Raw genomic sequence first — 22,353 nt, 5'->3', positions numbered from 1 at the left:
GCACTGGCGTATCGTGTAGCTTGACGACGGTCTTCAACACGATCAAGCGACTTGGTTTCCGACACTACAAGCGTGCCAAATCTTCACGCGGACGAATCGTCCGACGGTTACCCCGCAAGGTAGAGCGCAGAGAGGGGTTCACGTCGGACAGGCGAACACTTTCAGCCAAAGAAAAACTTAAAATGATGGCAGGTTATTGGCGAATCTGACTGCTCTTAACGACCATAAAGTATCTACGCATATAGACTTACGCGCCGTCGCATAATAGTTGTGCGAATTCGCGAATTCATCATTCTAGAACTTCCTAGAGGCGATTGAGCGTGCCAAAGTTGGTGGCACGAGCGCTGTCCGACGTTCTGTGAGGCCGGTTGTGGCAGACGATCCGCAAATGATTCGAGCTTTTCTCAATCAATTCGACGTTGCACGAATTGTGCAGAAGATTCTTGAAATGATTACGGTGGAGCTTGCGAAAAGCTACGTGGATGCACCTGGCTGCCAGAAGCAAATACCGAGCACCAACGAGAGCCCTGCGGTCGCTCCAGAGGCACAACACGATGGGCCCGCGTCCCTTTGTTACGATGGAGAAGCGCTCCTGCGAGCTCTCGTCGAACATCGATTGGGTGCAGCAAGAGACCCAGAATGTGCCTGGCAATCCAAACATCTCTGGTTCAAAAAAGCAATGATCGACAGGCATCGCCAAGACGCTGACACACTTATCAACGAACTCCTCCGGGGTGGATGGATTGAGATGCGTCGCAGCGGAAAGCTTGGTAAATTGCGGAAGTACCGATCGACGGCAAAGGCAGAGAAATGGTTGGATAGTATTGCCTAGTTGCGTGAGGTGCGCCGCCGCATTTTCTGCCAACACTTCGCCAAGCTTATCCAAGACTCACTTCTTAAAGTTCATTAACAAGCTTGTGAATCGAGGCGAGTAATGCCTTGCTTCTCAAGTCTGAGAACTTCTTGTGGGAGAGTCTGATGATGTTGAATCCCGACCTACCGAGAGATGCCGTAATGCCGGCAGGGTCATATTGTGGAAGTCACAGCATCCAACTTGTGCCTATCGAGTTAATCAAGGTCGGTCAAAACATCCGAGACTCTCTGGTCGAGGAAGAGCAAGTCACGCTCGCGCATAGCATCGAGCAGAACAGAATCGTGGTGCCCCTGCTCGGCCACTATGAAGGCACTGACATCGTCGTCGATGACGGGCACCGTCGGCTCGACGCTGCGATTCGGGCCGGCCTTGACGCCGTGCCGATGATCGTCGCCGAGCTCGCTCCCACTCCTGCGGAGATCCTCACCCTCCAGCTTGTGGCCAATTGCGCCCGCACGGGTTTGAAAACGATGGAGCGTGTACGGGCCATCGACCGGCTTATGAATGAAACCGGATGGCCGGCGGCAATGGTAACCTCAAAGCTTGGTGGGCCGTCCGCTGCGATGATCTCGAAGCTTCTAACGCTTCTCGTGCTTCCCAAAAGTGTCCAAGACCTTATCGACGCCGGGCGCATCCCGATGAGCAGCGCCTATGCGATCGCGATCGTGGCGGACTCTGTGGAGCGCGAGCGGCTCATTGGCGAGGTCGTGAACGGTCGGCTCACACGCGACCGGTTAGTGGCGGAAATCAAGGCGAACAGGAGCAAGAAGTCACGGTCGCAAAAGTCCAAGCGGGAGAGCGTACCGCGCCTCGTGCTGCCGCTCGGCGAGGGGCGTTCGATAACGGTGGCTGGCCCAGCTATGACGGTGAATTTGCTTATCACGTGGGTGGAGGAACTACTCAATCGAATAAAGAGCGTCAACGCACAGGGCGTGACGCTCACTGACATTGTCAAAGTGATTTCGGGAGCGCAACCATGAGCAAAAAAAGTACATTGGAATGTGTAATCGAGGACATCGCATTTCCCGTCGTTTTCAGTGCGGTGATGTTCTGGGGTTTCCTGGCCATGACTTGGGAAAGCCTTACCAAGAAACGGTGAGAGATATCCGTGAACGTAAGCAGTTCGATCAGTATTCGATTTGAGACCATGAAACGGAGATTCTGCAATGTCTGAGTTTTTCAGTTTCCTGAAAACGTTTGTGATGTGCGGCACCGTTTTTTTCATCACGATGACGGTGCTGTTGGCCCTGCCTCAATCCAAGCTACGCTCGGTGGGACTCGAAATGTCCAAGTGGGCACTGGCCTGCGGTCTGCTGCTAATGTGTCCGAGCCCGGTTGATGTCATACCCGATGTCGTGCCCTTGATAGGCTGGGGAGACGACCTGGCGTATCTCATCGCGGCCGGGTTCACCGTGAAGTCCGCGCTCGGCGAGCGTCAGCGTCGAAGTGAACTTGAGCAACTCGAATTCGAGCAAATGATGGCGGCAAAGCGGGCCGAGATTCGGTCACCCGATGCTGGTGACGACGCTGAAGCCGACGAGAAGAGGGAGGCAGCGTAATGTTCGGCCGATTGTTAAAACGAAAGTCGCCCCCGCGCGCCCGGCCGTTGCGGTGGGAATTGTCTGACGAACTGCTCCGCTGGTCGAGCGACGATGTGTGGACGATCCGCGACGCCGTCGAAGGTACGCTCATTCTCGGCGCCACCGGCTCGGGAAAGACGAGCGGCAGCGGGCGCATGATTGCAACGTCAATGCTTAGCGCCGGGTTCGGCGGGCTTGTCCTGACTGCCAAAGCGGACGAACGAGCGTTGTGGGAGTCCTATTGCCGCGAAACGAATCGTTCTGGCGACCTCGTAGTCGTAGGCCCCGATGCCGGGAAACGCTTCAACTTTCTCGACCACGAGCTAAATCGCAAAGGCGAAGGGGCAGGCCTCACGGAAAACCTGTGTAACCTCTTTTCGCAAGTCATGGAGATCAAGGAACGCAGCGCCACGAGCGGCGGCGGACGGGAAGATGGCACCTTCTGGAAGCAAGGGGCACTCAAGGGCATGAGGAATGCCGTCGATCTCGTTTCGCTTGCGACCGGGACGATCTCGGTGCCGGACCTGGTGAACGTCATGCTCTCCGCGCCGCTCACGCGAGCGGAGATACGGGAAAAAGATTGGCAGGAAAAGTCGTATTGCTTCCGATGCCTTGTAGCAGCCGACAAGCGCGACAAGACACCACGTCAGGAACACGACTTCGGCGTTGTCGCCGATTACTACCTGATTGAATGGCCGAATTTGGCGGAACGGACGCGCAGCGTGATTCAGGCGACCTTCATGGGCTGGGCCGACCTGCTCGTGCGCGGCCTATTGCGAGAGCTCTTTTGCACCGATACGTCGGTGACGCCTGAAGATGTGGAACGCGGACGGATAATCCTCCTGGACCTGCCCGTAAAAGAATTTGGCGAGGTGGGACAGTTCGCGCAGGTCTTATTCAAGTACTCGTTCGAGCGAAGTATCGAGCGGCGCAATGTCGCCGTGAGTCCGCGCCCGGTTTTCCTGTGGGCAGACGAAGCGCAGACGTTTGTTACGTCGTACGACATGCAGTTTCAGACCACGTGTCGCGCCGCGCGCGTGGCGACGGTGCTACTCTCACAGAATTACAGTAACTTCATCGCCGCCCTGGGCGGAAACGAGAAAGCGCGGGCGGAGACGGATTCGCTGCTCGCCAACCTCAACACAAGAGTTTTCCATGTCAACGGCGATCCGGTAACGAATAACTGGGCATCGTCGCTGATCGGGCGGTCACGCCAGTTCATGATGAACGGGAATAGTTCGTCCGACGCCGACGACCAGCTATCGGCGATTGGACTTGACTGGTTCGGCCGCTCCGGAACCACGACCGCAGGGTTTTCAGAGACGATTGAGTTCGAGGTCCAGCCGCGCGAGTTCACGCGGCTCCGCGCTGGCGGGCCGGCCAATGGCTGGATCGTGGATGGGATCGTATTCCAAAACGGGCGGACGTTCGCGGCCAGCGACCGAAGCTGGCTCAAGACGACATTCAGGCAGAAGGCGTGAGTTTCTCTTCGACAACTGGATCGGGAACTGATGTGGGGCAACGCCCCGCCACGGAGTTTTGCGATGAACCAGGAGCAACCAAAACCGGACCCGAGAACCGGGTTCCGAAACTTCGTCAGCATTTTCGTATTCCTGGCAAGGACGTTCGCCGTTTCGGTCGAGGTGTTTCTCCATCGGTCGGAGACGTTCGGCGATCGCTACCTTGAGTTGCAGGCGGCGGCCGCGCTGCTCTTGATGTTCTTCTGGCCGGCCTTCTGTGAGCCGGTCCATGACCCGGAGCCGATGCTGGTCTTTCTCGGACTGTACATCCTCGCATGTCTTGCGGTGCGGATTGAAGTCTTCCGGCGCATACGGCGCGGAGGTCCGCAGCCTCATTCTCGGTACACGGGGACGCCGGCTCTGATGAAGTTCATGCGCCGCACATCGGAGATCAAGGTGAAGTGCGCCGTGGAACCGTTGCTCACCTTCGCGTTAGGCGGCGCGTTGCTCGCCGCCAGCCCGCCGCTCGGCGGATACCTGATGTTGGCCAGCGCCGGGCTGCTGATTTCCACGAATCTGACAGCTAACCAAGAGCGACAGCGCGTTCGCGACATGAACGACGCCTACATGGAACAGCGCCACGTTGTGGATCGGTTCCGCGATTTGCGCGGCGATTGAGGTTTTTGGTAAAGGGAGGTTGTGTAATGGCAAAGCAAGAGGAAAGTCCCAAGTACGGCGCCGGCCATACCTCTGCCATGCTTAGGCAGGGCGTCGCGGAGCTTCGCGCCGCGTTGTACACCGAATCGAACGTAGCCCAGCCGACAGTATATGGCATGGCAGGTACCAAGACGCCTGGTGAGGTCATGCAGGACAAGCAAGGAGAGGTCCGCGACCCGGACGAACAGCCGTCCATCCTGGAAGAGCGGATGAAGCAGGTCGAAAACGACCGCGCCGGGCGCGAGCCGGAGCCGCGGGAGTTGGAAAGGGATTAGGCAGCATTGCCTGGGGGGTCTGCTCGTGCGCCTGGTCCGTCCATTCGCTTCCCCTTTTGCCGTCGATAATGACGAGAATCCGCCAGAGCGCCTGTCTACAATGGAAGCGGACGGTATACGAATTCGCGACGGTGCCGCCGCAAGGCGGTGGCTGGTGAGTATCATCGCGGCGCGGGCCGTGGAGCTTCACCGCGAACGTCGAAAACGGTCAGGGCAGCAGGCGACGGAGCCGGACGGGAACGATCATGGTCATGCTGACGGCACAGCGGAATAGCAGCGGGAGGAAGGGCGAGGATAGCGGCGGGAGCCGCAAGTACGACGCGATGTACGCTCGCTATTCGAGCCACGCGCAGGACGACGGTACAAGCATCGCCGTGCAAATCGAATCCTGCGAGCGGGCAGCGGGTAAGCCGCTCAAGCATTTCATCGACGAAGCCAAGACGGGCCGGACGACCGGCGGCCGGACGGAATTGCTCCGGCTGATGCAGGAAGCGGAAGCCGGACGCATCGCCCGGCTCTACGTCTACAAGTTTGATCGCCTCGGCCGCGCCGCCGAAACGCACGTTCTGGTCGAAGATCTGGAACAGCACGGTGTCGAGGTAATAAGTGTCACCGAAGGCACGAACGCGCTGGCCCGCGGCGTGCAACTGGTCGTCGCGGCGGATTACAGCCGCGTGCTGGCGGAGCGGACTCGCGACGGCCTTGTGCAGCGCCACAAGCAAGGCTACTGGACGGGCGGTCCTCCGCCGTACGGTTTTCGCGTTGTCGAAGCCGGCGACGGCAAGAAAAAACTGGCGATTCATCCCGAAGAGGCGGCGACGGTCAGATATGTTTTTGAATCGTACGATTCGGAAACGATCAGCCTCAAGGAAGTCGCCAATCGGGTCAGGGACCGGGGAGTGCCGACTCGGCTCGGCGGACCGTGGGGTTTCACGACCGTTCGCAGCATCCTGACGAATCGGATGCTCCTGGGCGAAGTGCGATTCCTTCGACGCTGCTACAAGCTGAATCGTGCGACCGGCAAGCGCGTTCCGCGATGGAGCGACGAAAGCCGGCACTTGGTGACTCGGGACGAATCGCTGCGGATCATCGACGATGCGATGTTCGAGCGGGTCCAGGCGAGACTTGCTGAAAACTCGAAAGAGCATCCACGCGACGCAAGCGAACTCCGACCATTCACTAGGCATCTATTTTGCGCAGAGTGCGGCTGCGTTTACTACTGCCGCAAGAGCAAGAACGCCAAGGGCGAGTACCGCTACTACAGTTGCGGCCGTCGTATGGCTAAAAGGGCGGGAGAATGTAGGAACACTGCGACGGTCCGCGAGGATCGGCTGCTGGCTCGAATCCAGACCGCGATGACCGCCGTCTTCGACGACATGGACGGCGTGCTGGACGAAGTCATGGCGATGACGCGGGAAGCCTTGGAACTGAACCGGAGCGAATCGGCACGCCTTAATGGCGAGATTGCCGAAACGGACAGGATGCTCGTCGGCCTTTCCCGGCTCCTGGTGGACCCGGAAATTGAGGCCGGGGCCAAAAAGGCCATTGCCCGGCAGCTTTCAGAGCATGAAGCGAAGCGGGATGGGCTTCGGCAGGCGTTGGATGACGTGACGGTTCAAGCCGTAGCCGACATGGACGATCTGATGGCCGATTGCCGGCAGGCGTTCCTGGAAGCCAAGGCGAATTTCGTCGGGCTGATGTCGCCTTCTCAAATCAATCGGTTCGTGGCGGACGTGATAGGTCCGATGGCCGTCCTGCCGGATGGTCGCATAGCGCAAAAAGAGACCGTCCTGACAGCCGAAGCTATGAGGACGGCCGGCATAGCGGGGGCTGGACTCGAACCAGCGACCTCCGGGTTATGAGCCCGACGAGCTACCGACTGCTCTACCCCGCAATCTTCTTCGTCAGGATAGGCGTGATCGGCAGGGGTGTCAACTCAGCGGGCTTTCACCCGTTCGCGAGTCGTATCACCCCCCGTAAAGAGCAGCGATTCCCTGAGGGACGGCACAGGTAAACAGGTCGAGAGCACCTTGCCATCACCACCCGCATTCCCAGGAACCACTTACAATCTCCGCTATGACCGTCGAAACCCACCGCCTGGAGGTCCAGACTCGCGGCGACAATCAGGTGCTCGACATCACGCCGGATTTCGCCGCCCTCCTCCAGCGCGCCGAGATCAAGAACGGCACCGCCACGCTCTTTGTCATCGGCTCCACCGCCGGTCTGACGACGACCGAGTACGAGCCCGGCCTCGTCAATCACGACCTCAAGGCCTGCTTCGAAAAACTCGCACCCGAAGACGGCCGCTACGAACACGAAGCGACCTGGCACGACGACAACGGTCACGCCCACGTCCGCGCGTCGCTCCTGGGCCCAAGCCTGACCGTCCCGATCGTCGACGGCCGGCCGACACTGGGACAATGGCAGCAGATCGTACTGCTCGACTTTGACACGCGCCCGCGCACGCGGGAAATCGTCGTCCAATTCCTCGGCGAATAAACATTTGCGCGGCAGTCCACACGCAACCGCCCAATCGTGTTAGGATGGAGGCCCATGGCCACGGAACGCATCCAGAAGATCCTCGCCGCCGCCGGCTACGGCTCGCGCCGCGCCTGCGAAACGCTCGTGCTCGACGGTCGCGTCGCGGTGAACGGCCAGTACAAGCGCGAATTGCCGGTCCTCGTCGATCCGGCAACGGACAAAATAACCGTGGACGGAAAACCCATCCGCCCGGAGCGACACGTCTATTTTTTGCTCAACAAACCCCGCAACGTCCTCTGCACGCACAACGATCCCTCCGGCCGGCGCCTGGTCGAGGACCTCCTCACCGGCGTCCGCGAGCGCGTCTTCCCTATCGGCCGCCTCGAAGCCGACTCGACCGGTCTGCTGATCATGACCAACGACGGCTCGCTGGCCCAAAAGCTGACCCACCCTCGATTCGCCACGCCCAAGACCTACCGTGCGGAGGTCGCGGGCACACCCAAGACCGAGACGCTTGAAAAACTTCGCCAGGGCGTGTGGTTGTCCGAGGGAAAGACCGCCCCTGCCGAAATCACGATCATCCATCGCGATCGGGACAAGACGATCCTGGAAATCACCCTCCGCGAAAGCCGCAATCGCGAGGTCCGGCGGATGCTCGCCCGCTTCGGTCACAACGTCCGGCGGCTGATGCGAATTCGCATGGGCAAGCTCTCCATCGCCAAGCTGCCCCTCGGGGCGTTTCGACCGCTCACCCCCGCGGAAGTCAAATACCTGCACTCGCTGGCGGATCAGCCCGCCGAGCCCAGTGTGTCGGCACCGCCGAGGCGATCCTCTTCAACAGCCCGAAGCCGTCGAAAGCCCGAACGACGAAAGCCGCCCGGCGCCGCACCCGGAGCACGGCAGGGCGAATGGCGCGCTGCGAAAAAGCCCGGTCGGCGGATCATCCACTAATCGGCCCGGCCTCCTTTGGTCGCTTGCGTGGAGGCTTCCCTTCGTAGGTACCCTCGCCCGAAATCTGCTCCTCCTTCGGGATCATCACCTCCTCCTCGACCGACGGATGCCGCAGCGTTGGCAATAGCAGATCGACCTGCCGCCGTAGATAGCTCGCCGCCTCCTCCACGTCGTCTGTAATCTTGAACAAGCCCAGGTCAGACTCGGAGATGGCAGCGTAATCGCGGAGCATCGTCTGGCGCATGAATCCGTCGAACGGCCCCCAGAATTTCGAGTCGAAGAGCACCACGGGGAACTTCGGACACTTGCCCGTCTGAATCAGCGTCATGGACTCGAAGTACTCGTCCATCGTCCCGAACCCGCCCGGAAAGCACACCAGCCCCAGGCAGTATTTCAACAACATCAGCTTGCGCACGAAGAAATAATGAAACTCCATGCTGATATTCTGATACGCGTTGGCCTCCTGCTCGTGCGGCAGCGTGATATTGAGCCCCACCGACACACCGCCCGCCTCATACGCCCCCTTGTTCGCCGCCTCCATCACCCCCGGCCCTCCGCCCGTCACCACGGCAAACCCCTTCTCGACGAGCTTCGCCCCCAGCGCCTCTGCCGTGCGATAGTGCGGGGCCGACGAGGTGCACCGCGCCGAACCGAACACCCCAATCGCCTGACCCACCCGGCTCATCGTCGCGAACCCTTCCGAAATTTCGGTCATGATCCGCGACAACCGCGCGGTCTCGTCGGCGGGATGGCGATAGAGCGGAGTTTCATCGGCCATGGGGGAGACCTCGCGAAGTTGGAATCGCGGCTTAGTTAACCGATCCTAACACTTAGAAATACCCGAGTCGAGTATCACCTGCGCGCGCACCATCAAGTTGCCAGCATCCGCACAATCCCCAGAGCCGCGCCTCCTGCTACCACCACCATGATGTCCCATTTCCATCGGGCCATACCAACGAACGCCGCCACCGCCACCGCCAATGCAAACCAGTCAATGCCCTCAGCCGTGGGAATGATGACATGATGGGCGAACCAAACTGCCAGATTGAGCACCACTCCGACGACCGCGGCGGTGATCGCCGACAGCGCCGCAGTCAGATGCCGATTGCCGCGCAGCCGTTCAATGTACGGCGCCCCGAGGAATATCCACAAAAAGCAGGGTAGAAACGTGGCCCACGTAGTGATCGCGGCGCCCAACGTGGCCGCCACGAGCGGCGGCAGATCGCCCGGATGGCGCCACGCGCCGACGAAGCCGACAAACTGCACGACCATAATGAGCGGTCCGGGCGTACTCTCCGCCAGCCCAAGTCCATCGAGCATCTGTCCGGGCGCGAGCCAACCGTAGCGCTCGACGGCCTGCTGTGCGACGTACGGCAGAACGGCATAAGCCCCGCCAAAAGTCACCATCGCCGCCTTGCTGAAGAACAGCCCCTCCTGACAGAGGGTGTGGCGCGTTCCCCAGGCGTACGCAACAGCCAGAATCGGCGCCCACCAAAGCACAAGACAGACCGCCAGAACGCGAAGTCCGCGCCCCATCGTCGGTCGGGCATGGTCCGGCGACGAGTGCAGATCGTCGATTACGGCCTGCCCGGATGCGCCGCCGTGGTGCTGCACGACATTGAACCAGCGCGGCGCCAGTCGCTGACCAATCAGACCGATGACGCCCGCGGAGAGAATGATGAGCGGAAACGGCGCATCGAGGAAAAAGATCGCGACGAATGCTGCCGCGGCGATCGACCACATGACGGCGTTTTTCAGCGCCCGACGCCCGATTCGCAGCACTGCCGATGCGACAATGGCGATGACGGCAGGCTTTAGCCCCAGAAACACGGCCGCAATCCAGGGAACATCGCCGAACGCCACATAGGCATAGCTCAGGGCCCAGAGCAATAAGGCGGAGGGCAGTACGAACAACGCGCCGGCCACGATGCCGCCCGCCGTGCGGTGCAGCAGCCAACCGATGTAGATGGCCAGTTGCTGCGCCTCCGGGCCGGGGAGCAACATGCAGTAGTTCAAGGCGTGCAGGAAGCGCGTCTCACTGATCCAGCGCTTTCGATCCACCAGCTCAGTGTGCATGATGGCGATCTGGCCGGTCGGACCGCCGAAGCTGATGAACCCGAGCTTCAACCAGAAGCGCAGCGCCTGGCCGAAGGTTGGATGTTTCGTCGTCGTCTCGCTGGAAGCAGCCACTGGCTCCGGTGTGTTCGCGATGACTGGATTGCGTCCCATCGCGCGTCTCCCTCCCCACCGGCATTAGCAGCCCTTTTTCAATTGCAGAGCGGAGGTGGGCTCATGCACAACCACATCGTCAAACGACGACGACGCGTCGGCCTTTGTCCACAGACCGATCTTGCCCGTTCCGTTGAACGTGTCGTCGATCGCCTCCAGATACTTCTTCCCGTCCACGTAGCACTCGATCGTATCACCCACCATCACCGCCCGAACCTCGTACCATTGGCCGGTCTTCGTCTCCAGCTTCACGCTCTCGAGCTGAGTCCGCTTGCCCTTCTCGACCTTGTAAACGCGGAAGTTGCCCTCCAACGGATTGATGCGGCAGATGTAATAATTGTTCTCGTCCTTGCAGCGCCAAATCAGTCCGCCGCCCTGGTCCTTCTTGCCCGAATTGGCCTTGATCCGCACGCGCAGGTCAAGATCCTTGAAGGAAATCTTCTCGGCAATGAGCAGATTGTAAGTCCGGTCGTCAGCCTGGGTTTCCAACTTCAAAACATTGGGGCTGCTCGGGGCCGAATCGTCCGTGGCCACCGTCCAAGTTCCGGTCTTACCCGTTCCGTTCGTCTCCCGCACACGCCAATCCGCGGCGCGCTTACCTACTTCGTCCTTGTCAAAGTTCCATTCCGCCTTGGGGGACGCTGCCGGCGGCGCGGCCGGATTCGACAGCGCGAACGCCGCGGTACCCAGCACGGCGAAAATCACGATGATGGCAATGCCGTTTACGCTCATGGCGTCACTCCTCAATCTGGAAACCCGACCCCAATTCTAATCGATCCCGAAGCCCGGGAGGGCGAGTCTCCCGCCGTCCGGCCCTTCTTGGTTCAAAGAGATTGAGCGACGTGCGAGGCCGTCCCTTCCCTTCCTGCCTCCCTCCGGGGGGTAGGGCGAAATTGAGCGAGAATGCAAAGCCCGATCGCTTGACTTGCGGATGTTGAGCGTGGCAACGATCCGCCGTTCTGCCGGGGCCGGCCCGCCGACGACCGGGACCGCTACGCCATGCCGCCGAACCCGAAGGCCGTCGCGATCTGATCGACGACCGGCTGGAGCAGGCCGTCCAGAAAAATCCCGATGATGCCGGACAGGAAGCCGGTCAAAAGATCGCCGATCACGCCGATCATCGTGTCAATGAATTGGTCGCCGGGTGACATGAATTTGACTCCTCGTATACCAGGTTGCAGAGCCCAGTTCCCCTGCATCTTATCGACGGAACCGATTCGTTCAATGGGGGTCCGGTGGTCCCGCGATAAGAATCCGCGGCGCCCTCGGCATAACTTGCCGATGGATAGAGAGGGGGAAGTGCGCGTGGACTTTCGCCGCGGGTGAACTCTTTGGCTTCAGCTTCCCAGCCGGCCCTTCTCGCGACTTGCCTCTTCATTCTGCTCTCGTCGTTCCGCGCACAGGCCCAGCCGGTCACCGAAGGCGACGCCGGATTGCCCACGACGCAGGCGGCCGCCGAGCCAACCTCGCAGCCGGCCGATTCACAAGAGCCGTCGGGGTATCGCGCATCCCGGGCAATTTCCACCGGTCGCAGTCCCGAACCTGTTTCCTACGCCCGCCCGCTCAGCGATTGGGGAGAGCCCGCCCCGAAATGGCTCCTCATGGGGATCGAACAGCGGACGCGTTATGAGTACTTCGACGACAACTACCAGGCCGACCTGGAGCGCGACCAGCCCTTCCTGCTCCGCTCCCGCGCGTACCTCGGCGTGCAGGACATCCTCGATCCCCTGCGTCTGGGCGTGGAGTTTCAGGATTCCCGCGAATTCAACAACGAAATGCCCGGCACGACCAGCAACGTCGATGAGAACGACTTCCTTCAGGCCTTTGCGGAGCTGTACTTCGCCGACGCCCTCGGGCCGCGCGAGCCCCTGAGCTTTCAGGTCGGCCGGATCGCCGTCGATTATGTCGACCGACGCCTGAAGAGCCGCAACGGATTTCGCAACACCACCAACGCCTTCGACGGCTTCCGCCTCCGCGCCGGCGATCGCGACTCCAAATGGGAGCTGGAAGCCTTCGCCGCCCAGCCCGTCGCGATTCGCCAGCTACAGCCCGATCGGGCCAACGAGGAGCAGTGGTTCTATGGGATCGTCGGCGCCTGGCGCGGATGGGCTCCTTTGGCGCTTTTCGAGCCGTACTACTTCATCCTCGACCAGGATAACAAGGGCTGGGATGCGGCGGACACCGAGCTGCACACCTTCGGCCTCCACGCCTACGGCGACATTGGCCGGTCGGGCTTCGACTACGACCTGGACGCCGCGTTTCAGTGCGGCAAGACTGACGGTCTCACGCATCGCGCCTTCGCGACACACGCCGAAGTGGGCTACACGTTTGAACACGCGTGGAAGCCGCGCGTGGCGACGTGGCTGAACTACGCCGAAGGTGATCACAATCCCAACGACAGCGTGAACGAGACGTTCAACCGGCTCTTTGGCTCGTCAAACCGGATGTACGGAATCCTCGACTATTTCATCTGGTCCAACATGATCCAGCCGTCAATCGGTATCAGCGCGCATCCGACACCGAAGACTCATCTGAACGCCATTTACCGCGCGGTCTGGCTGGCCAGCGAAAATGACTCGTGGAGCCGCGCCGATCGTGTTGACCCGACCGGCCAGAGCGGCGATTTCGTGGGCCAGGAGATTGACCTCTTCGTCGAGCAGCGAATCACCGATCACTGCGTCTTCGAGATCGGCTACGGCCACTTCATGCCCGGCAATTTCGTCCGCAACACCGGCGACTCCCCCGACAGCGATCGGTTCTACGTCCAGACCACGATCAGCTTCTGACGGACGCGTCGAGGAGACGAGAGTTCATCGCGCTGGCGCCGCTCATGGCAGGAACGCGTCGAGGATCGCGTAGGTCAACTCAAAGGCCGCCACCCGGATCGGGAGATTGATCCACTCCAATACTCCCAGCACGGCGGCAAAGGGAATGCCGAGTGGCCCCAGGAAAAGCGGCACCCTCGCGAGCGACGGTCCTTCCACGCTGGGAATCCCGAATAGGACCGCGAGAAAATTCCGTAGCGAGGTTCGATTAACGGCGCGCGCCGGCGTATCGCTGGGGGGCTGAGTCGGTGTTTCGGGTGTCTCAGAGTCGGGATTGGGCGCCTCGCACTCTTCTGGAACTCCATTCGCATTGGTGTCGGGACTGGTACCGCCCGCGATGTCGCAACGATCCGGAATGCCATTACTATTGCAGTCCGGCGCCGCCTCGCTCGCCACTTCACATCGGTCCGGCACGCCATTTTGATTGCAATCGATGCTCGTGTTCGCAACCTCACACGTGTCCAGAATGCCGTTGCTGTCGCAATCCGTCGCGCCAGCCGCGAGGTCGCAAGAATCAATCACCCCATTGGTGTCGCAATCGATCGCCGGGAGGCCGGCAATCTCGTCGCTATCGGGAATCCCATTGGTATTGCAATCGACAATCGGCTCCTCCATTACGCGGATGATGATGCTCGGCGTGCTCGTCGTATCAAATGTGTCGCTGGAGAGCGGATCGCTGTCGGCGATCGTGATCAAGAATGGATCGTTCGTGCTGGCCCAGGTGAACTCGCCCAGCTTGGTAAAAATCTCCACCTCCGCCGTCGGAACCGTAACGACCAGCGTCACCTCGAAGAACTCGAGCATTCCGCTTGCGGGCGAAAACGTCCCCTCCGCGGCCTCGTCAAGGATGGCGCCGGGACCAGTCGTCAGCACCAGGTCCGGCGGCACGACCAGCTCGAATTCAAAGACATCAAAATACTCCAGCGCGCTCGCGGTGACCGTTTCGGCGGTCGTGAGCAGCTCGACGGCATAGCCCCACAAAGCCGTCTCCTCGTCCACGTCCGCGACGAACACAATCTTGAGCGTGCGTTCCCCGGGCGTGTCGTCGAGCGTGATCACCAGCGGCTGACCCGGCGCGCCTTGCGTGATCGCCGCCACGCCGCCGCCGGGCACGACCGCCGGATCGGTGAGTTCATACGCCGCGACGACATCGGCGCGCGCCGACGGCGCGGAAGCCGCGTACGAACTCGATACCAAAACGCATAGGGATAAATACCGAAGCCATCGCCCCATGTTCGCCCCCCCACCCACGGGCGTGGCCCCGCAAGTCATCCGATTTTACGCAGCGAAAGCGGCCTCGTCCTGATCCCATAACCTGAAAGCCGATCCAGGGCATGGATACTGATTCTGACCACGGTCCGGCTTAAAAAGAAGTTACGTTCAACGTCCGGGTATATGCGGTGTCTATGGTTAAATAAGAAGAACCCGCGCGCAGGCGCGCGGGCAACAATCTGGTTCGATTTCAATCAAAGGAGTCTCCGATGGCCCGGCTTCGATACTTTCTCTGTTCGACATTGCTCACACTTTCAATTCTTCTTGTGGCCAAGCCGGCGAGTGCACAACCATATGGACACGGACCCGGGCCCGCTGGCGACGTCGACATCAGCATCTTCTATGAAGAACTCGCCCCCTACGGAGAGTGGATTGATTTAAGGCCCTATGGGTGGGTCTGGTCTCCCTACGGCGTAGACTACGACTGGCGACCGTACCAGGAAGGCCACTGGGTCTGGACCGAATACGGCTGGACCTGGGTGTCAGACGAACCTTTCGGTTGGGCGACGTACCACTACGGCCGCTGGCATTACGACAACTATTACGGCTGGGTCTGGGTGCCCGGCACGATCTGGGGTCCATCGTGGACCGCGTGGCGCGAAGGCGACGGCTGGGTCGGCTGGGCGCCGCTGCCTCCCGACGATTCGATTCATGCGGGTTTCCGCATCGGCAACTTCAACTTCCGATTCGACGCGATCAAGCGATTTCACTGGAACTTCGTCGAGCAGCGCCGCTTCCTGGAGCCCCGGCTCCGGCCGTACATCGCCCGGAGCGTGCGCAATGTCAACATCGTCAACCAGACGAACAACGTGACCAACTACAACATCGTCAACAACAACATCGTGAACAACAGTATCAACATCAAGAATATCGAACAGCGGGCGGGCCGGCCGGTTCCGAAGTATACGCTCCGCGACGTGACGCAACCGAGACAAACAAACATCAAGGGCAATGCCGTGGAAGTCTTCCGGCCGCGAATCAAGCAGGGAGAACCGCGCCGGAAGCCCGACAGCATCTTCCAGCGCAGCCAACAGCCCCAGCCGAAGTCTTCCGCGGCTTCGGATGTCACGCGTCGAACGCTGGAAGAACGCTCGGCGCTGCAGCGACGCCTCGTCGATGAACGCGCCGCGCTGGAAGAACGCCAGAAGCGCGAGGCCGCCCGGGCGCCCAAGCTGGGCTGGTCCACGGACGAGCTGCGCAAGCGTCAGGGGCGCGAACAATCCGCCTTTCAGGAACAGCAGCAGCGCATGCAAAAACTTCTGGAGCGCTATCAGGACCGCGACCAGAAAGGAAACAACGGCCTCACCAAGAGCCAGGGCCGCAAGTTCCGCTTCGCGCCGCCCCAGCAACCTCAAGCCGCCAAGAAGCAGGAAGCCCCCAGGAAACCGGAACCTCCAAAGAAAAAATAAGCAATTCCAGTCCCTTAGAGGTGTCCAGTCCCTTAGAGGTGTATGGAAGGACGAGTCCCCGCTTTCGCGGGCCGCATTGTCGTCGCTTTGAGCGATACAACGCGTTAATCCCCGCAAGCCCCTTCGTTCAGCAATGAGGTACACCCTCTGCTGATTCCGCCCGCGGAGCGCGCTGGTGAATAAAGGGACTCACATCGTTGTCGCCGCGCTCACTCTTGGGCAGATTAATGCGCTGGCTCTTGCCGACGGCCCTCAGACTAGCGCTCCCACCGAGTTGTCTGGTCTGGCGGCGATCCGGGCCGAGGCCAGGGCCGCGGTGAAGCTCGTGCAGACCGAACTGGCCCGGTCATTTCTTGCGGCCGCCGATGATCTGTCGCCTCCCACGCCGCGAACGATCTATCGCGACCAAAAGCGGAAGTATATTACGGCCGCCCAATTCGCCGCGCTTCCCGCCGGCGAGCAAAAAGACTTGTCTCCTATCGAGGTCACCGAGGATCTGTACTACACCACGAAGTACGGCACGCCGCTCGCCTACGTCCGCCCGTTGGAGATCCTCGGCCGCGAGGGCGTCAAGAGTTTTGCGCGTACGCGCACCCTCGACTTCGGCTACGGCGGCATAGGACCGCCGCGCCTGTTTGCTCTGCTGGGTGCTGACGCCGTCGGCGTCGATGTCGATCCGTTATTACCCGTGCTCTACAGCCAGTCTGAGGATCAGGGGCCCGTCCGCGATCGCGACGGAAAAATCGCCGGCCGCGTCACCCTCCTCCACGGTCACTGGCCCGGCGACGAAAAAGTAAGAAAGGCCGCAGGCAACGGATTCGACCTGATCCTCTCCAAGAACACGCTCAAGAACGGCTACCTTCACCCCGAGCGACCCGTCGATAAGCGGATGCTCGTGGACCTCGGCGTGTCGGAAGAGGAATTCGTCAAGGCCCTGTTCGATTCGCTCCGGCCCGGCGGTCACGTGATGATCTACAACATCAGCCCCGCCCCCGCTCCGCCGGACAAGCCCTACATCCCCTGGGCCGACGGTCGCTGCCCGTTTCCGCGAAAGATGCTGGAAGCCGCCGGCTTCAGGGTGCTGAAGTTCGACGAGGATGATTCAAAGGCAGTTCGCGAGATGGCCCGCGCGTTCGGTTGGGATACAGGCGAACATCCGATGGACTTGGAAAACGACCTGTTCGCGCACTACACGCTACTGCTCGGGAAGTAACGCAGGTCAACGAGCAGCCACCCCTCGAGGACGACGGAGAAGCAGTAGCCCTACAGCTAACGGAAGAAGAACAGCGGGCTCGGGCACTCTGGGATGATAGAGTATCGCCGTAGGATAGATCAGACCGCCTGAGCCCGACGCGACAAAATCGCCGAGGTCGGCCCCCGTCGTCGCATTCAGGCGCCGAACTGCAGATGAATTTGCAACGCTTACCAAGACAAAATTGTTGTCGGGGCTGAAGGCCATCGACATTCCGTCTGACGGGTTTCCCGGCACAACCCACGTACTAAGCAAAACTCCGCTTATGGCGTCATAGCGATTCAGTACCGGTCCGGCGAGGCCCCCCGCAACCCACAAAGCCCCATCTGGTCCAAACTGCAAATCTTGAGGACCATTTCCTCCAGGGGTTGCAAATACATTCATGAACGCGCCGGTGGCCCCGTCGTATCGCAATATCTGGCCGCTGATCCGAGAAGAAACGTAAAGGTTGTCATCGGGACCAAAGATAAGTCCCCTCGGCCCGTTCAAACCGCCGCTTTGGGACGTAACAAATTCTCCGAGGTAAACTCCGTTAGTCGGATCGTAACGGTGAACCTTATCCCCGCTAAAATCAGAACCAAACAGATCGCCATCCGGACCAAAGGTAAGGAAGTCCATGCGTCGCTCGATGCTGAATTCACTGATGAATGTACCCGTATCGGCATCATATCTCTGAATCTTACTGTCACCGGCAACGTTGGACCCCCCATGGAGATAGAGATCGCCATTCGGCCCATAGAGCAATTCCGACGAGATGCGGCTTGGCACGTCAATAAAGACACCTTCGAATGCGCCGGAGCTTGCATTATACTTGAGCACATCACCCTGAGCGACAGTGTTGGCAAAGGCGTCGGAGACAAGTATGCTCGATCCGATGTCCCCAAGAGCAGGCATTGCGAAGGCGAACAAGACGATAATGGAGACAAGGTTTCGTCGCATGATTCTCCTCCTCCCCCAACAGACGTGACCACAATCGTAACACAATGATCAGGCGGCCGTCAAGAGCGCCACGATGGGCCGCTGCTGTTGCTTTCACCTAACGCTCTGTATTTTGTAAAAACCCGGTTCCACCGGTGTGTCCGAACACATGCTCATGCAGCTAAATGGCCCTGAGAAAACCCCCGATTAGTTTCGCTCGATCGCCTCTACCAGTTTCTTGAATTCGCCCCGAACATCCGCACCGAGCTTCCGTGCGAATTCTCCTCGAAGTCGATGGTGCCGAATCAACCCGATTACATCCGCCAGGTCTTGAGCGCGGAGGGGATCCGACGCACCACTGCGCAACTTCATGTCGACAAGGTCGGCGAGGCTCACGGTCGTAACGCCGTCGAGTTCGAGACGTTCGCTCGGCATTCGCTTCACCTGATCCATCAATACCAAGTGAACCGGAACGCCCGCTTTTATGAATTCTCTGTTTTCGGCGTCGAATAAGAAGCCTGCGGTCCGAAGGGCATCAGCCATATGCTCCGGCGGATCAGGGACAAGTATGTCTACATCGACCGTCGTACGAACATGGCCATGCAGGACAACGGCAACGCCTCCGATGACAGCGCCGTTCACACCGGCCTGTCGCATGAGAGACGAGACCTCGCGGGCAATATCCAGGATCATGCCGCGCCCTTCCAGGACCAACAACGCTTGATCGCGTAGGCTGCCCGAGTTCATTTGTTGCCTGACCGGGCAGATCGCCGAGCCTTCTTTCTGAACTTCGGCAGCTTGCCAATGACCTCTACGAACGCGCGGAGTGCGTGATTGGCGGATTCGGAGTCGGGGAAATAGTCCGCAAGATCGGGCGCAAGAAGGATGGTGTTCGTCCCACGACGATAACGAGCGGCATATTTCCCGCGCACTCCTTTGCTGAAATCGTACTCGGGAAGCACGTCGGAATTTCGACCATTCCTATGGTTCTTTCGGACTCTCTTCATAAGTTCGCCGCTCGGTTCTTGTAGCTTTCCTCGCGCTGATTATACGCAGTCGGGCATCCCTTTCGCAATGTACGACAACAAGTAACCGGCTCTGCTGAGACAAGCCTATCGTTACAAAGCGTTCTTCGCCTGCTACGGAATGGAGCGGATCGGCAATCGTCAGTGACAATTTGTCGCCAAATACTGTCGTAGCTTCTTCAAAAGAGACGCCATGTTTGGCAAGGTTGTCCCTCGCCTTCTGAGAATCCCACTCGAATTCCAAAACGTCCATCGCCTCGCCTCGCGGACCGCTTCCGCCGGAAACGCAAGGCGATTCTATGCCGCTGCGCGAGACTTACTAGCCGAATTCCTCGGCGTGATTACTGACGAAACGCAAACCCCTCGCCCTTGGCATCCAGCGTAATCGCCGCCCCGTCACCCAATTCTCCCGCGAGCAGCTTCCTCGCCAGCGGATTCTCGATCTCCTGCTGGATCAGTCGTTTGAGCGGTCGCGCGCCATAGATGGGGTCGTAACCGTCCTTCGCCAGTTTATCCTTCGCCGCATCCGTCAGTGTGAGAGTGATGCCGCGCTGAGCCAGGCGGCTGCGCAGCGACCGGACCTGGATCTCCACAATCTCCCGCAGATGCTCGCGCTCCAGGCGATGGAACACGATCACCTCATCGATCCGGTTCAGAAACTCCGGCCGGAATTGCTGCTTGAGCGACTCCTTGACCTGCATCTCGATCTCGATACCCGTCCCGCCCGTCTCCGACAGCCGCTGGATGTGCTCGCTGCCGATGTTGCTCGTCATGGCGACGATCGTATTGCGGAAATCGACCGTCCGGCCGTGACCGTCGGTCAGGCGACCGTCGTCGAGGACCTGCAGGAGCACGTTGAACACATCGCGATGGGCTTTCTCGATCTCGTCGAGGAGGATCACGGCGTAGGGTTTGCGATGGATCGCCTCGGTCAACCGCCCGCCCTCCTCGTAGCCGATGTATCCCGGCGGCGCGCCGATCAGCCGTGCAACGCTGTGCTGTTCCATGAATTCGCTCATGTCGATTCGTACGAAGGCGGATTCGTCGTCAAACAGAAACGCCGCCAGGGCCTTGCACAACTCCGTCTTCCCCACGCCCGTCGGCCCCAGGAATAGAAACGAGCCGATCGGCCGGTTCGGATCGCCCAACCCCGCGCGGCTGCGGCGGACCGCATCCGATACTGCGCGGATCGCCTCATCCTGACCGACGACCCGCTCGTGCAGCCGATCCTCCATCTTGATCAGCTTCTCCTTCTCGCCTTCGAGCATCCGCGAGACGGGGATGCCCGTCCATTTGCTGACGATCTCCGCCACCTCCTCGGCGGTCACTTCCTCGCGCAAAAGCCCGCCGCCGTCCTTGTGCAACGCGGCCAATTTCTTCTCGCGCTCTTCCAGCGTTCGTTGCAGCTCGGGCAATTCGCCGTAACGAATCCGCGCCGCCCGCTCCAACTCCCCGCGTCGCTGCGCCTCGTCCAATTCCGTCTGCTTGGCGTCGAGCTGCTGCTTGACCTGCTTGATTTCCTCCAACGCGTCCTTCTCATTCTGCCAGGTGGCGGTGAAGGCCGTGTTTTTCTCGCTCAGCCCAGCCAATTCCTTCTCCACGGTAGCAAGCTGCTTCTTGCTGCCGGGATCCTTCTCCTTCATCAGTGCTTCGCGCTCAATCTCCAGTTGCAAGATCCGCCGGCGCAGCTCATCCAACTCCGCCGGCATGGAATCATTCTCAATCCGCAGCCGCGACGCCGCCTCGTCGATCAAGTCGATTGCCTTGTCGGGCAAGTGTCGATCGGAGATGTAACGGTGCGACAGCGTCGCCGCCGCGACCAGCGCAGAATCCTGTATCCGCACGCCATGGTGCGCGTCATAGCGTGGTTTGAGACCCCGTAAGATCGCGATGGTGTCCTCGACCGACGGCTCGCCCACATACACCGTCTGGAACCGCCGCTCCAGGGCCTTGTCTTTCTCGACGTGCTGGCGATATTCCTCCAGCGTCGTCGCGCCGATGCACCGCAGCTCCCCACGCGCCAGCGCCGGCTTGAGCAGGTTCCCGGCGTCGGGTGAACCCTCCGTTTTGCCCGCGCCGACGATCGTGTGCAGCTCGTCGATGAAAAGTATGACCTGCCCCGCCGATTCGACGACTTCACGGACGACGGCCTTGAGGCGCTCTTCGAACTCCCCGCGATATTTCGCCCCGGCGATGAGTGCCCCCATGTCCAGTGCGATCACGCGCTTGTTCTTGAGCGCCTCGGGGGCGTCCCCCGCCAGAATCCGCTGTGCCAGTCCTTCCACGATCGCCGTCTTCCCGACGCCCGGCTCGCCAATCAGCACCGGGTTGTTCTTCGTGCGCCGCGCGAGGACCTGCATGACGCGGCGAATCTCCTCGTCGCGCCCGATGACCGGGTCCAGCTTGCCCTGCCGCGCCATGGCGACGAGATCGTGCCCGTAACGGGCCAGGGCCTGGTAGGTCTCTTCCGGATTCTGCGACGTGACGGTCGCGCTGCCGCGAAGTTCTTTGAGCGCCGCCATCAACGCATCGAGCCGCGCGCCGCTGACCGTCAGCACCTCCTTCGCCTCGCTCTTGACCTCCGCCAGCGCCAGGAGCAGATGCTCAGTCGAAACATACTGATCCTTCATCCGCTCGGCGATTGCCTCGGCCTTGTTCAAAACCTCTTGAAGCGTGCGAGAAAGCGCGAGCGATCCCCCCGCGACCTTCGACAGGCGATGGAGTTCGGACTCGGTGATGGATCGAACCTGCGAAACACTCGCCCCCGCCTTCTCCAAAAGCGGCACCGCAATCCCGCCCGCATCGCCGTTGCCGCCCGAAGGGCGCGTCTCCACCAGCGCCGCCAGCAGATGCAGCGGCGTCAGCTCGGCATGACCGCGCTCCTGCGCGAGCCGCTCCGCCCGCTCCAAAACCTCGGCGGCCTTAATGGTCAGTTTGTCCGCGCGCATCAATGAACCCTTAAACCTTCAATCCGGGTTTCGACTTGCAAGTTGCGTGCCAATCCACAGTCGGGCCCGCAATGGCCAGAAACCGAGGCATTTATAGGATTGTACCGATCGAGCCCACGCCGTTATGGCAGCAAGAT

At 60.4% G+C, this 22,353-nt stretch carries 24 protein-coding genes and 1 tRNA gene; 13 read left to right on the top strand and 12 right to left on the bottom strand.

Annotated elements, in window-relative coordinates; genetic code table 11:
- Positions 1-370: 370 nt before the first annotated feature.
- The 7 genes from VJZ71_17455 (at position 371) to VJZ71_17425 (ending at position 4,906) form a co-directional block, all read left to right on the top strand.
- Complete coding sequence (locus VJZ71_17455; protein HKQ49864.1) at positions 371-832, top strand: hypothetical protein; 462 nt, start codon at positions 371-373, stop codon at positions 830-832.
- Between the two features lie 224 nt (positions 833-1,056).
- A complete protein-coding gene (locus VJZ71_17450; GenBank protein ID HKQ49863.1) occupies positions 1,057-1,854 on the top strand; it encodes a ParB/RepB/Spo0J family partition protein in 798 nt (265 codons plus the stop codon).
- Complete coding sequence (locus VJZ71_17445; GenBank protein ID HKQ49862.1) at positions 1,851-1,973, top strand: hypothetical protein; 123 nt, start codon at positions 1,851-1,853, stop codon at positions 1,971-1,973. Before VJZ71_17450 ends, VJZ71_17445 begins: the two co-directional genes overlap by 4 nt.
- 67 nt (positions 1,974-2,040) lie before the next feature.
- Positions 2,041-2,433, top strand: a complete 393-nt coding sequence (locus VJZ71_17440) for a YkvA family protein (GenBank protein HKQ49861.1) — start codon at positions 2,041-2,043, stop codon at positions 2,431-2,433.
- A complete protein-coding gene (locus tag VJZ71_17435) occupies positions 2,433-3,935 on the top strand; it encodes a TraM recognition domain-containing protein (GenBank protein HKQ49860.1) in 1,503 nt (500 codons plus the stop codon). The genes VJZ71_17440 and VJZ71_17435 overlap by 1 nt, the downstream gene beginning before the upstream one ends.
- A gap of 63 nt (positions 3,936-3,998) precedes the next feature.
- Positions 3,999-4,592, top strand: coding sequence for a hypothetical protein (locus VJZ71_17430; GenBank protein ID HKQ49859.1), 594 nt, complete (start codon positions 3,999-4,001; stop codon positions 4,590-4,592).
- Positions 4,593-4,618: 26 nt separating this feature from the next.
- Positions 4,619-4,906 (top strand): hypothetical protein, encoded by a 288-nt coding sequence (locus VJZ71_17425; protein HKQ49858.1) that lies wholly within the window; start codon positions 4,619-4,621, stop codon positions 4,904-4,906.
- Between the two features lie 161 nt (positions 4,907-5,067).
- On the opposite strand, the gene VJZ71_17420 is transcribed toward VJZ71_17425, so the two are convergent.
- The 3 genes from VJZ71_17420 to VJZ71_17410 all read right to left on the bottom strand — a co-directional run bounded on the left by VJZ71_17420 (position 5,068) and on the right by VJZ71_17410 (position 6,800).
- Positions 5,068-5,709: a hypothetical protein gene (locus tag VJZ71_17420; GenBank protein HKQ49857.1), complete on the bottom strand. Its 642-nt coding sequence runs from the start codon at positions 5,707-5,709 to the stop codon at positions 5,068-5,070.
- Positions 5,710-6,465: 756 nt separating this feature from the next.
- On the bottom strand, positions 6,466-6,684 hold the full coding sequence (locus VJZ71_17415) for a hypothetical protein (protein ID HKQ49856.1): 219 nt from the start codon (positions 6,682-6,684) through the stop codon (positions 6,466-6,468).
- A gap of 43 nt (positions 6,685-6,727) precedes the next feature.
- Positions 6,728-6,800, bottom strand: a tRNA-Met gene (locus tag VJZ71_17410).
- A 182-nt stretch (positions 6,801-6,982) separates the two neighbouring features.
- On the opposite strand from VJZ71_17410, the gene VJZ71_17405 reads away from it, so the two are divergent.
- Together VJZ71_17405 and VJZ71_17400 are read left to right on the top strand one after the other, a co-directional pair.
- A complete protein-coding gene (locus VJZ71_17405; GenBank protein ID HKQ49855.1) occupies positions 6,983-7,405 on the top strand; it encodes a secondary thiamine-phosphate synthase enzyme YjbQ in 423 nt (140 codons plus the stop codon).
- A 54-nt stretch (positions 7,406-7,459) separates the two neighbouring features.
- Entirely contained in the window at positions 7,460-8,338 is an 879-nt protein-coding gene (locus VJZ71_17400) for a pseudouridine synthase (GenBank protein ID HKQ49854.1), read from the top strand.
- Here VJZ71_17400 and VJZ71_17395 read toward each other — a convergent pair.
- The 4 genes from VJZ71_17395 to VJZ71_17380 all read right to left on the bottom strand — a co-directional run bounded on the left by VJZ71_17395 (position 8,328) and on the right by VJZ71_17380 (position 11,718).
- Positions 8,328-9,116: a TIGR00730 family Rossman fold protein gene (locus VJZ71_17395; GenBank protein HKQ49853.1), complete on the bottom strand. Its 789-nt coding sequence runs from the start codon at positions 9,114-9,116 to the stop codon at positions 8,328-8,330. The two genes, VJZ71_17400 and VJZ71_17395, sit on opposite strands and share 11 nt — an antisense overlap.
- 92 nt (positions 9,117-9,208) lie before the next feature.
- Positions 9,209-10,567, bottom strand: coding sequence for a chromate efflux transporter (chrA, locus tag VJZ71_17390; protein ID HKQ49852.1), 1,359 nt, complete (start codon positions 10,565-10,567; stop codon positions 9,209-9,211).
- Between the two features lie 24 nt (positions 10,568-10,591).
- Positions 10,592-11,299: a family 16 glycoside hydrolase gene (locus VJZ71_17385; protein HKQ49851.1), complete on the bottom strand. Its 708-nt coding sequence runs from the start codon at positions 11,297-11,299 to the stop codon at positions 10,592-10,594.
- Between the two features lie 260 nt (positions 11,300-11,559).
- Positions 11,560-11,718 (bottom strand): hypothetical protein, encoded by a 159-nt coding sequence (locus tag VJZ71_17380; GenBank protein ID HKQ49850.1) that lies wholly within the window; start codon positions 11,716-11,718, stop codon positions 11,560-11,562.
- Positions 11,719-11,898: 180 nt separating this feature from the next.
- Here VJZ71_17380 and VJZ71_17375 point away from each other — a divergent pair, with 180 nt between their 5' ends.
- Positions 11,899-13,353, top strand: a complete 1,455-nt coding sequence (locus VJZ71_17375) for an alginate export family protein (GenBank protein ID HKQ49849.1) — start codon at positions 11,899-11,901, stop codon at positions 13,351-13,353.
- 42 nt (positions 13,354-13,395) lie between these two features.
- On the opposite strand, the gene VJZ71_17370 is transcribed toward VJZ71_17375, so the two are convergent.
- Positions 13,396-14,625 (bottom strand): hypothetical protein, encoded by a 1,230-nt coding sequence (locus VJZ71_17370; GenBank protein ID HKQ49848.1) that lies wholly within the window; start codon positions 14,623-14,625, stop codon positions 13,396-13,398.
- A 248-nt stretch (positions 14,626-14,873) separates the two neighbouring features.
- Between VJZ71_17370 and VJZ71_17365 the strand changes: the two genes are divergently transcribed.
- A complete protein-coding gene (locus tag VJZ71_17365; protein HKQ49847.1) occupies positions 14,874-16,073 on the top strand; it encodes a DUF6600 domain-containing protein in 1,200 nt (399 codons plus the stop codon).
- A gap of 175 nt (positions 16,074-16,248) precedes the next feature.
- Complete coding sequence (locus tag VJZ71_17360; GenBank protein HKQ49846.1) at positions 16,249-17,286, top strand: hypothetical protein; 1,038 nt, start codon at positions 16,249-16,251, stop codon at positions 17,284-17,286.
- Between the two features lie 6 nt (positions 17,287-17,292).
- On the opposite strand, the gene VJZ71_17355 is transcribed toward VJZ71_17360, so the two are convergent.
- Positions 17,293-18,264 carry a hypothetical protein gene (locus VJZ71_17355; protein HKQ49845.1) on the bottom strand — a complete coding sequence of 324 codons (972 nt, stop codon included), beginning with the start codon at positions 18,262-18,264 and terminating at the stop codon, positions 17,293-17,295.
- Between the two features lie 186 nt (positions 18,265-18,450).
- A complete protein-coding gene (locus VJZ71_17350) occupies positions 18,451-18,678 on the bottom strand; it encodes a hypothetical protein (GenBank protein ID HKQ49844.1) in 228 nt (75 codons plus the stop codon).
- 108 nt (positions 18,679-18,786) lie between these two features.
- Between VJZ71_17350 and VJZ71_17345 the strand changes: the two genes are divergently transcribed.
- Positions 18,787-18,975, top strand: a complete 189-nt coding sequence (locus VJZ71_17345) for a hypothetical protein (protein HKQ49843.1) — start codon at positions 18,787-18,789, stop codon at positions 18,973-18,975.
- A 249-nt stretch (positions 18,976-19,224) separates the two neighbouring features.
- On the opposite strand, the gene VJZ71_17340 is transcribed toward VJZ71_17345, so the two are convergent.
- Both VJZ71_17340 and clpB read right to left on the bottom strand, forming a co-directional pair.
- Positions 19,225-19,512, bottom strand: a complete 288-nt coding sequence (locus VJZ71_17340) for a BrnT family toxin (protein ID HKQ49842.1) — start codon at positions 19,510-19,512, stop codon at positions 19,225-19,227.
- A gap of 97 nt (positions 19,513-19,609) precedes the next feature.
- Entirely contained in the window at positions 19,610-22,216 is a 2,607-nt protein-coding gene (gene clpB, locus VJZ71_17335; GenBank protein ID HKQ49841.1) for an ATP-dependent chaperone ClpB, read from the bottom strand.
- Between the last annotated feature and the right edge of the window lie 137 nt (positions 22,217-22,353).

It is taken from the genome of Phycisphaerae bacterium (genome assembly GCA_035275405.1).
Lineage (GTDB): Bacteria > Planctomycetota > Phycisphaerae > UBA1845 > UTPLA1 > DATEMU01.
This window is presented reverse-complemented; position numbering and strand designations above follow the sequence as displayed.

Coding starts and splice junctions, on each gene's coding strand:
- VJZ71_17425 (HKQ49858.1), top strand. CDS start 4,619: ATGGCAAAGCAAGAGGAAAGTCCCAAGTACGGCGCCGGCCATACCTCT.
- VJZ71_17385 (HKQ49851.1), bottom strand. CDS start 11,299: ATGAGCGTAAACGGCATTGCCATCATCGTGATTTTCGCCGTGCTGGGT.
- VJZ71_17370 (HKQ49848.1), bottom strand. CDS start 14,625: ATGGGGCGATGGCTTCGGTATTTATCCCTATGCGTTTTGGTATCGAGT.
- VJZ71_17435 (HKQ49860.1), top strand. CDS start 2,433: ATGTTCGGCCGATTGTTAAAACGAAAGTCGCCCCCGCGCGCCCGGCCG.
- VJZ71_17430 (HKQ49859.1), top strand. CDS start 3,999: ATGAACCAGGAGCAACCAAAACCGGACCCGAGAACCGGGTTCCGAAAC.
- clpB (HKQ49841.1), bottom strand. CDS start 22,216: ATGCGCGCGGACAAACTGACCATTAAGGCCGCCGAGGTTTTGGAGCGG.
- VJZ71_17400 (HKQ49854.1), top strand. CDS start 7,460: ATGGCCACGGAACGCATCCAGAAGATCCTCGCCGCCGCCGGCTACGGC.
- VJZ71_17395 (HKQ49853.1), bottom strand. CDS start 9,116: ATGGCCGATGAAACTCCGCTCTATCGCCATCCCGCCGACGAGACCGCG.
- VJZ71_17440 (HKQ49861.1), top strand. CDS start 2,041: ATGTCTGAGTTTTTCAGTTTCCTGAAAACGTTTGTGATGTGCGGCACC.
- VJZ71_17345 (HKQ49843.1), top strand. CDS start 18,787: ATGCTCCGGCGGATCAGGGACAAGTATGTCTACATCGACCGTCGTACG.
- VJZ71_17420 (HKQ49857.1), bottom strand. CDS start 5,709: ATGAATCGCCAGTTTTTTCTTGCCGTCGCCGGCTTCGACAACGCGAAA.
- VJZ71_17380 (HKQ49850.1), bottom strand. CDS start 11,718: ATGTCACCCGGCGACCAATTCATTGACACGATGATCGGCGTGATCGGC.
- VJZ71_17365 (HKQ49847.1), top strand. CDS start 14,874: ATGGCCCGGCTTCGATACTTTCTCTGTTCGACATTGCTCACACTTTCA.
- VJZ71_17355 (HKQ49845.1), bottom strand. CDS start 18,264: ATGCGACGAAACCTTGTCTCCATTATCGTCTTGTTCGCCTTCGCAATG.
- VJZ71_17445 (HKQ49862.1), top strand. CDS start 1,851: ATGAGCAAAAAAAGTACATTGGAATGTGTAATCGAGGACATCGCATTT.
- VJZ71_17405 (HKQ49855.1), top strand. CDS start 6,983: ATGACCGTCGAAACCCACCGCCTGGAGGTCCAGACTCGCGGCGACAAT.
- chrA (HKQ49852.1), bottom strand. CDS start 10,567: ATGGGACGCAATCCAGTCATCGCGAACACACCGGAGCCAGTGGCTGCT.
- VJZ71_17350 (HKQ49844.1), bottom strand. CDS start 18,678: ATGCCGAGCGAACGTCTCGAACTCGACGGCGTTACGACCGTGAGCCTC.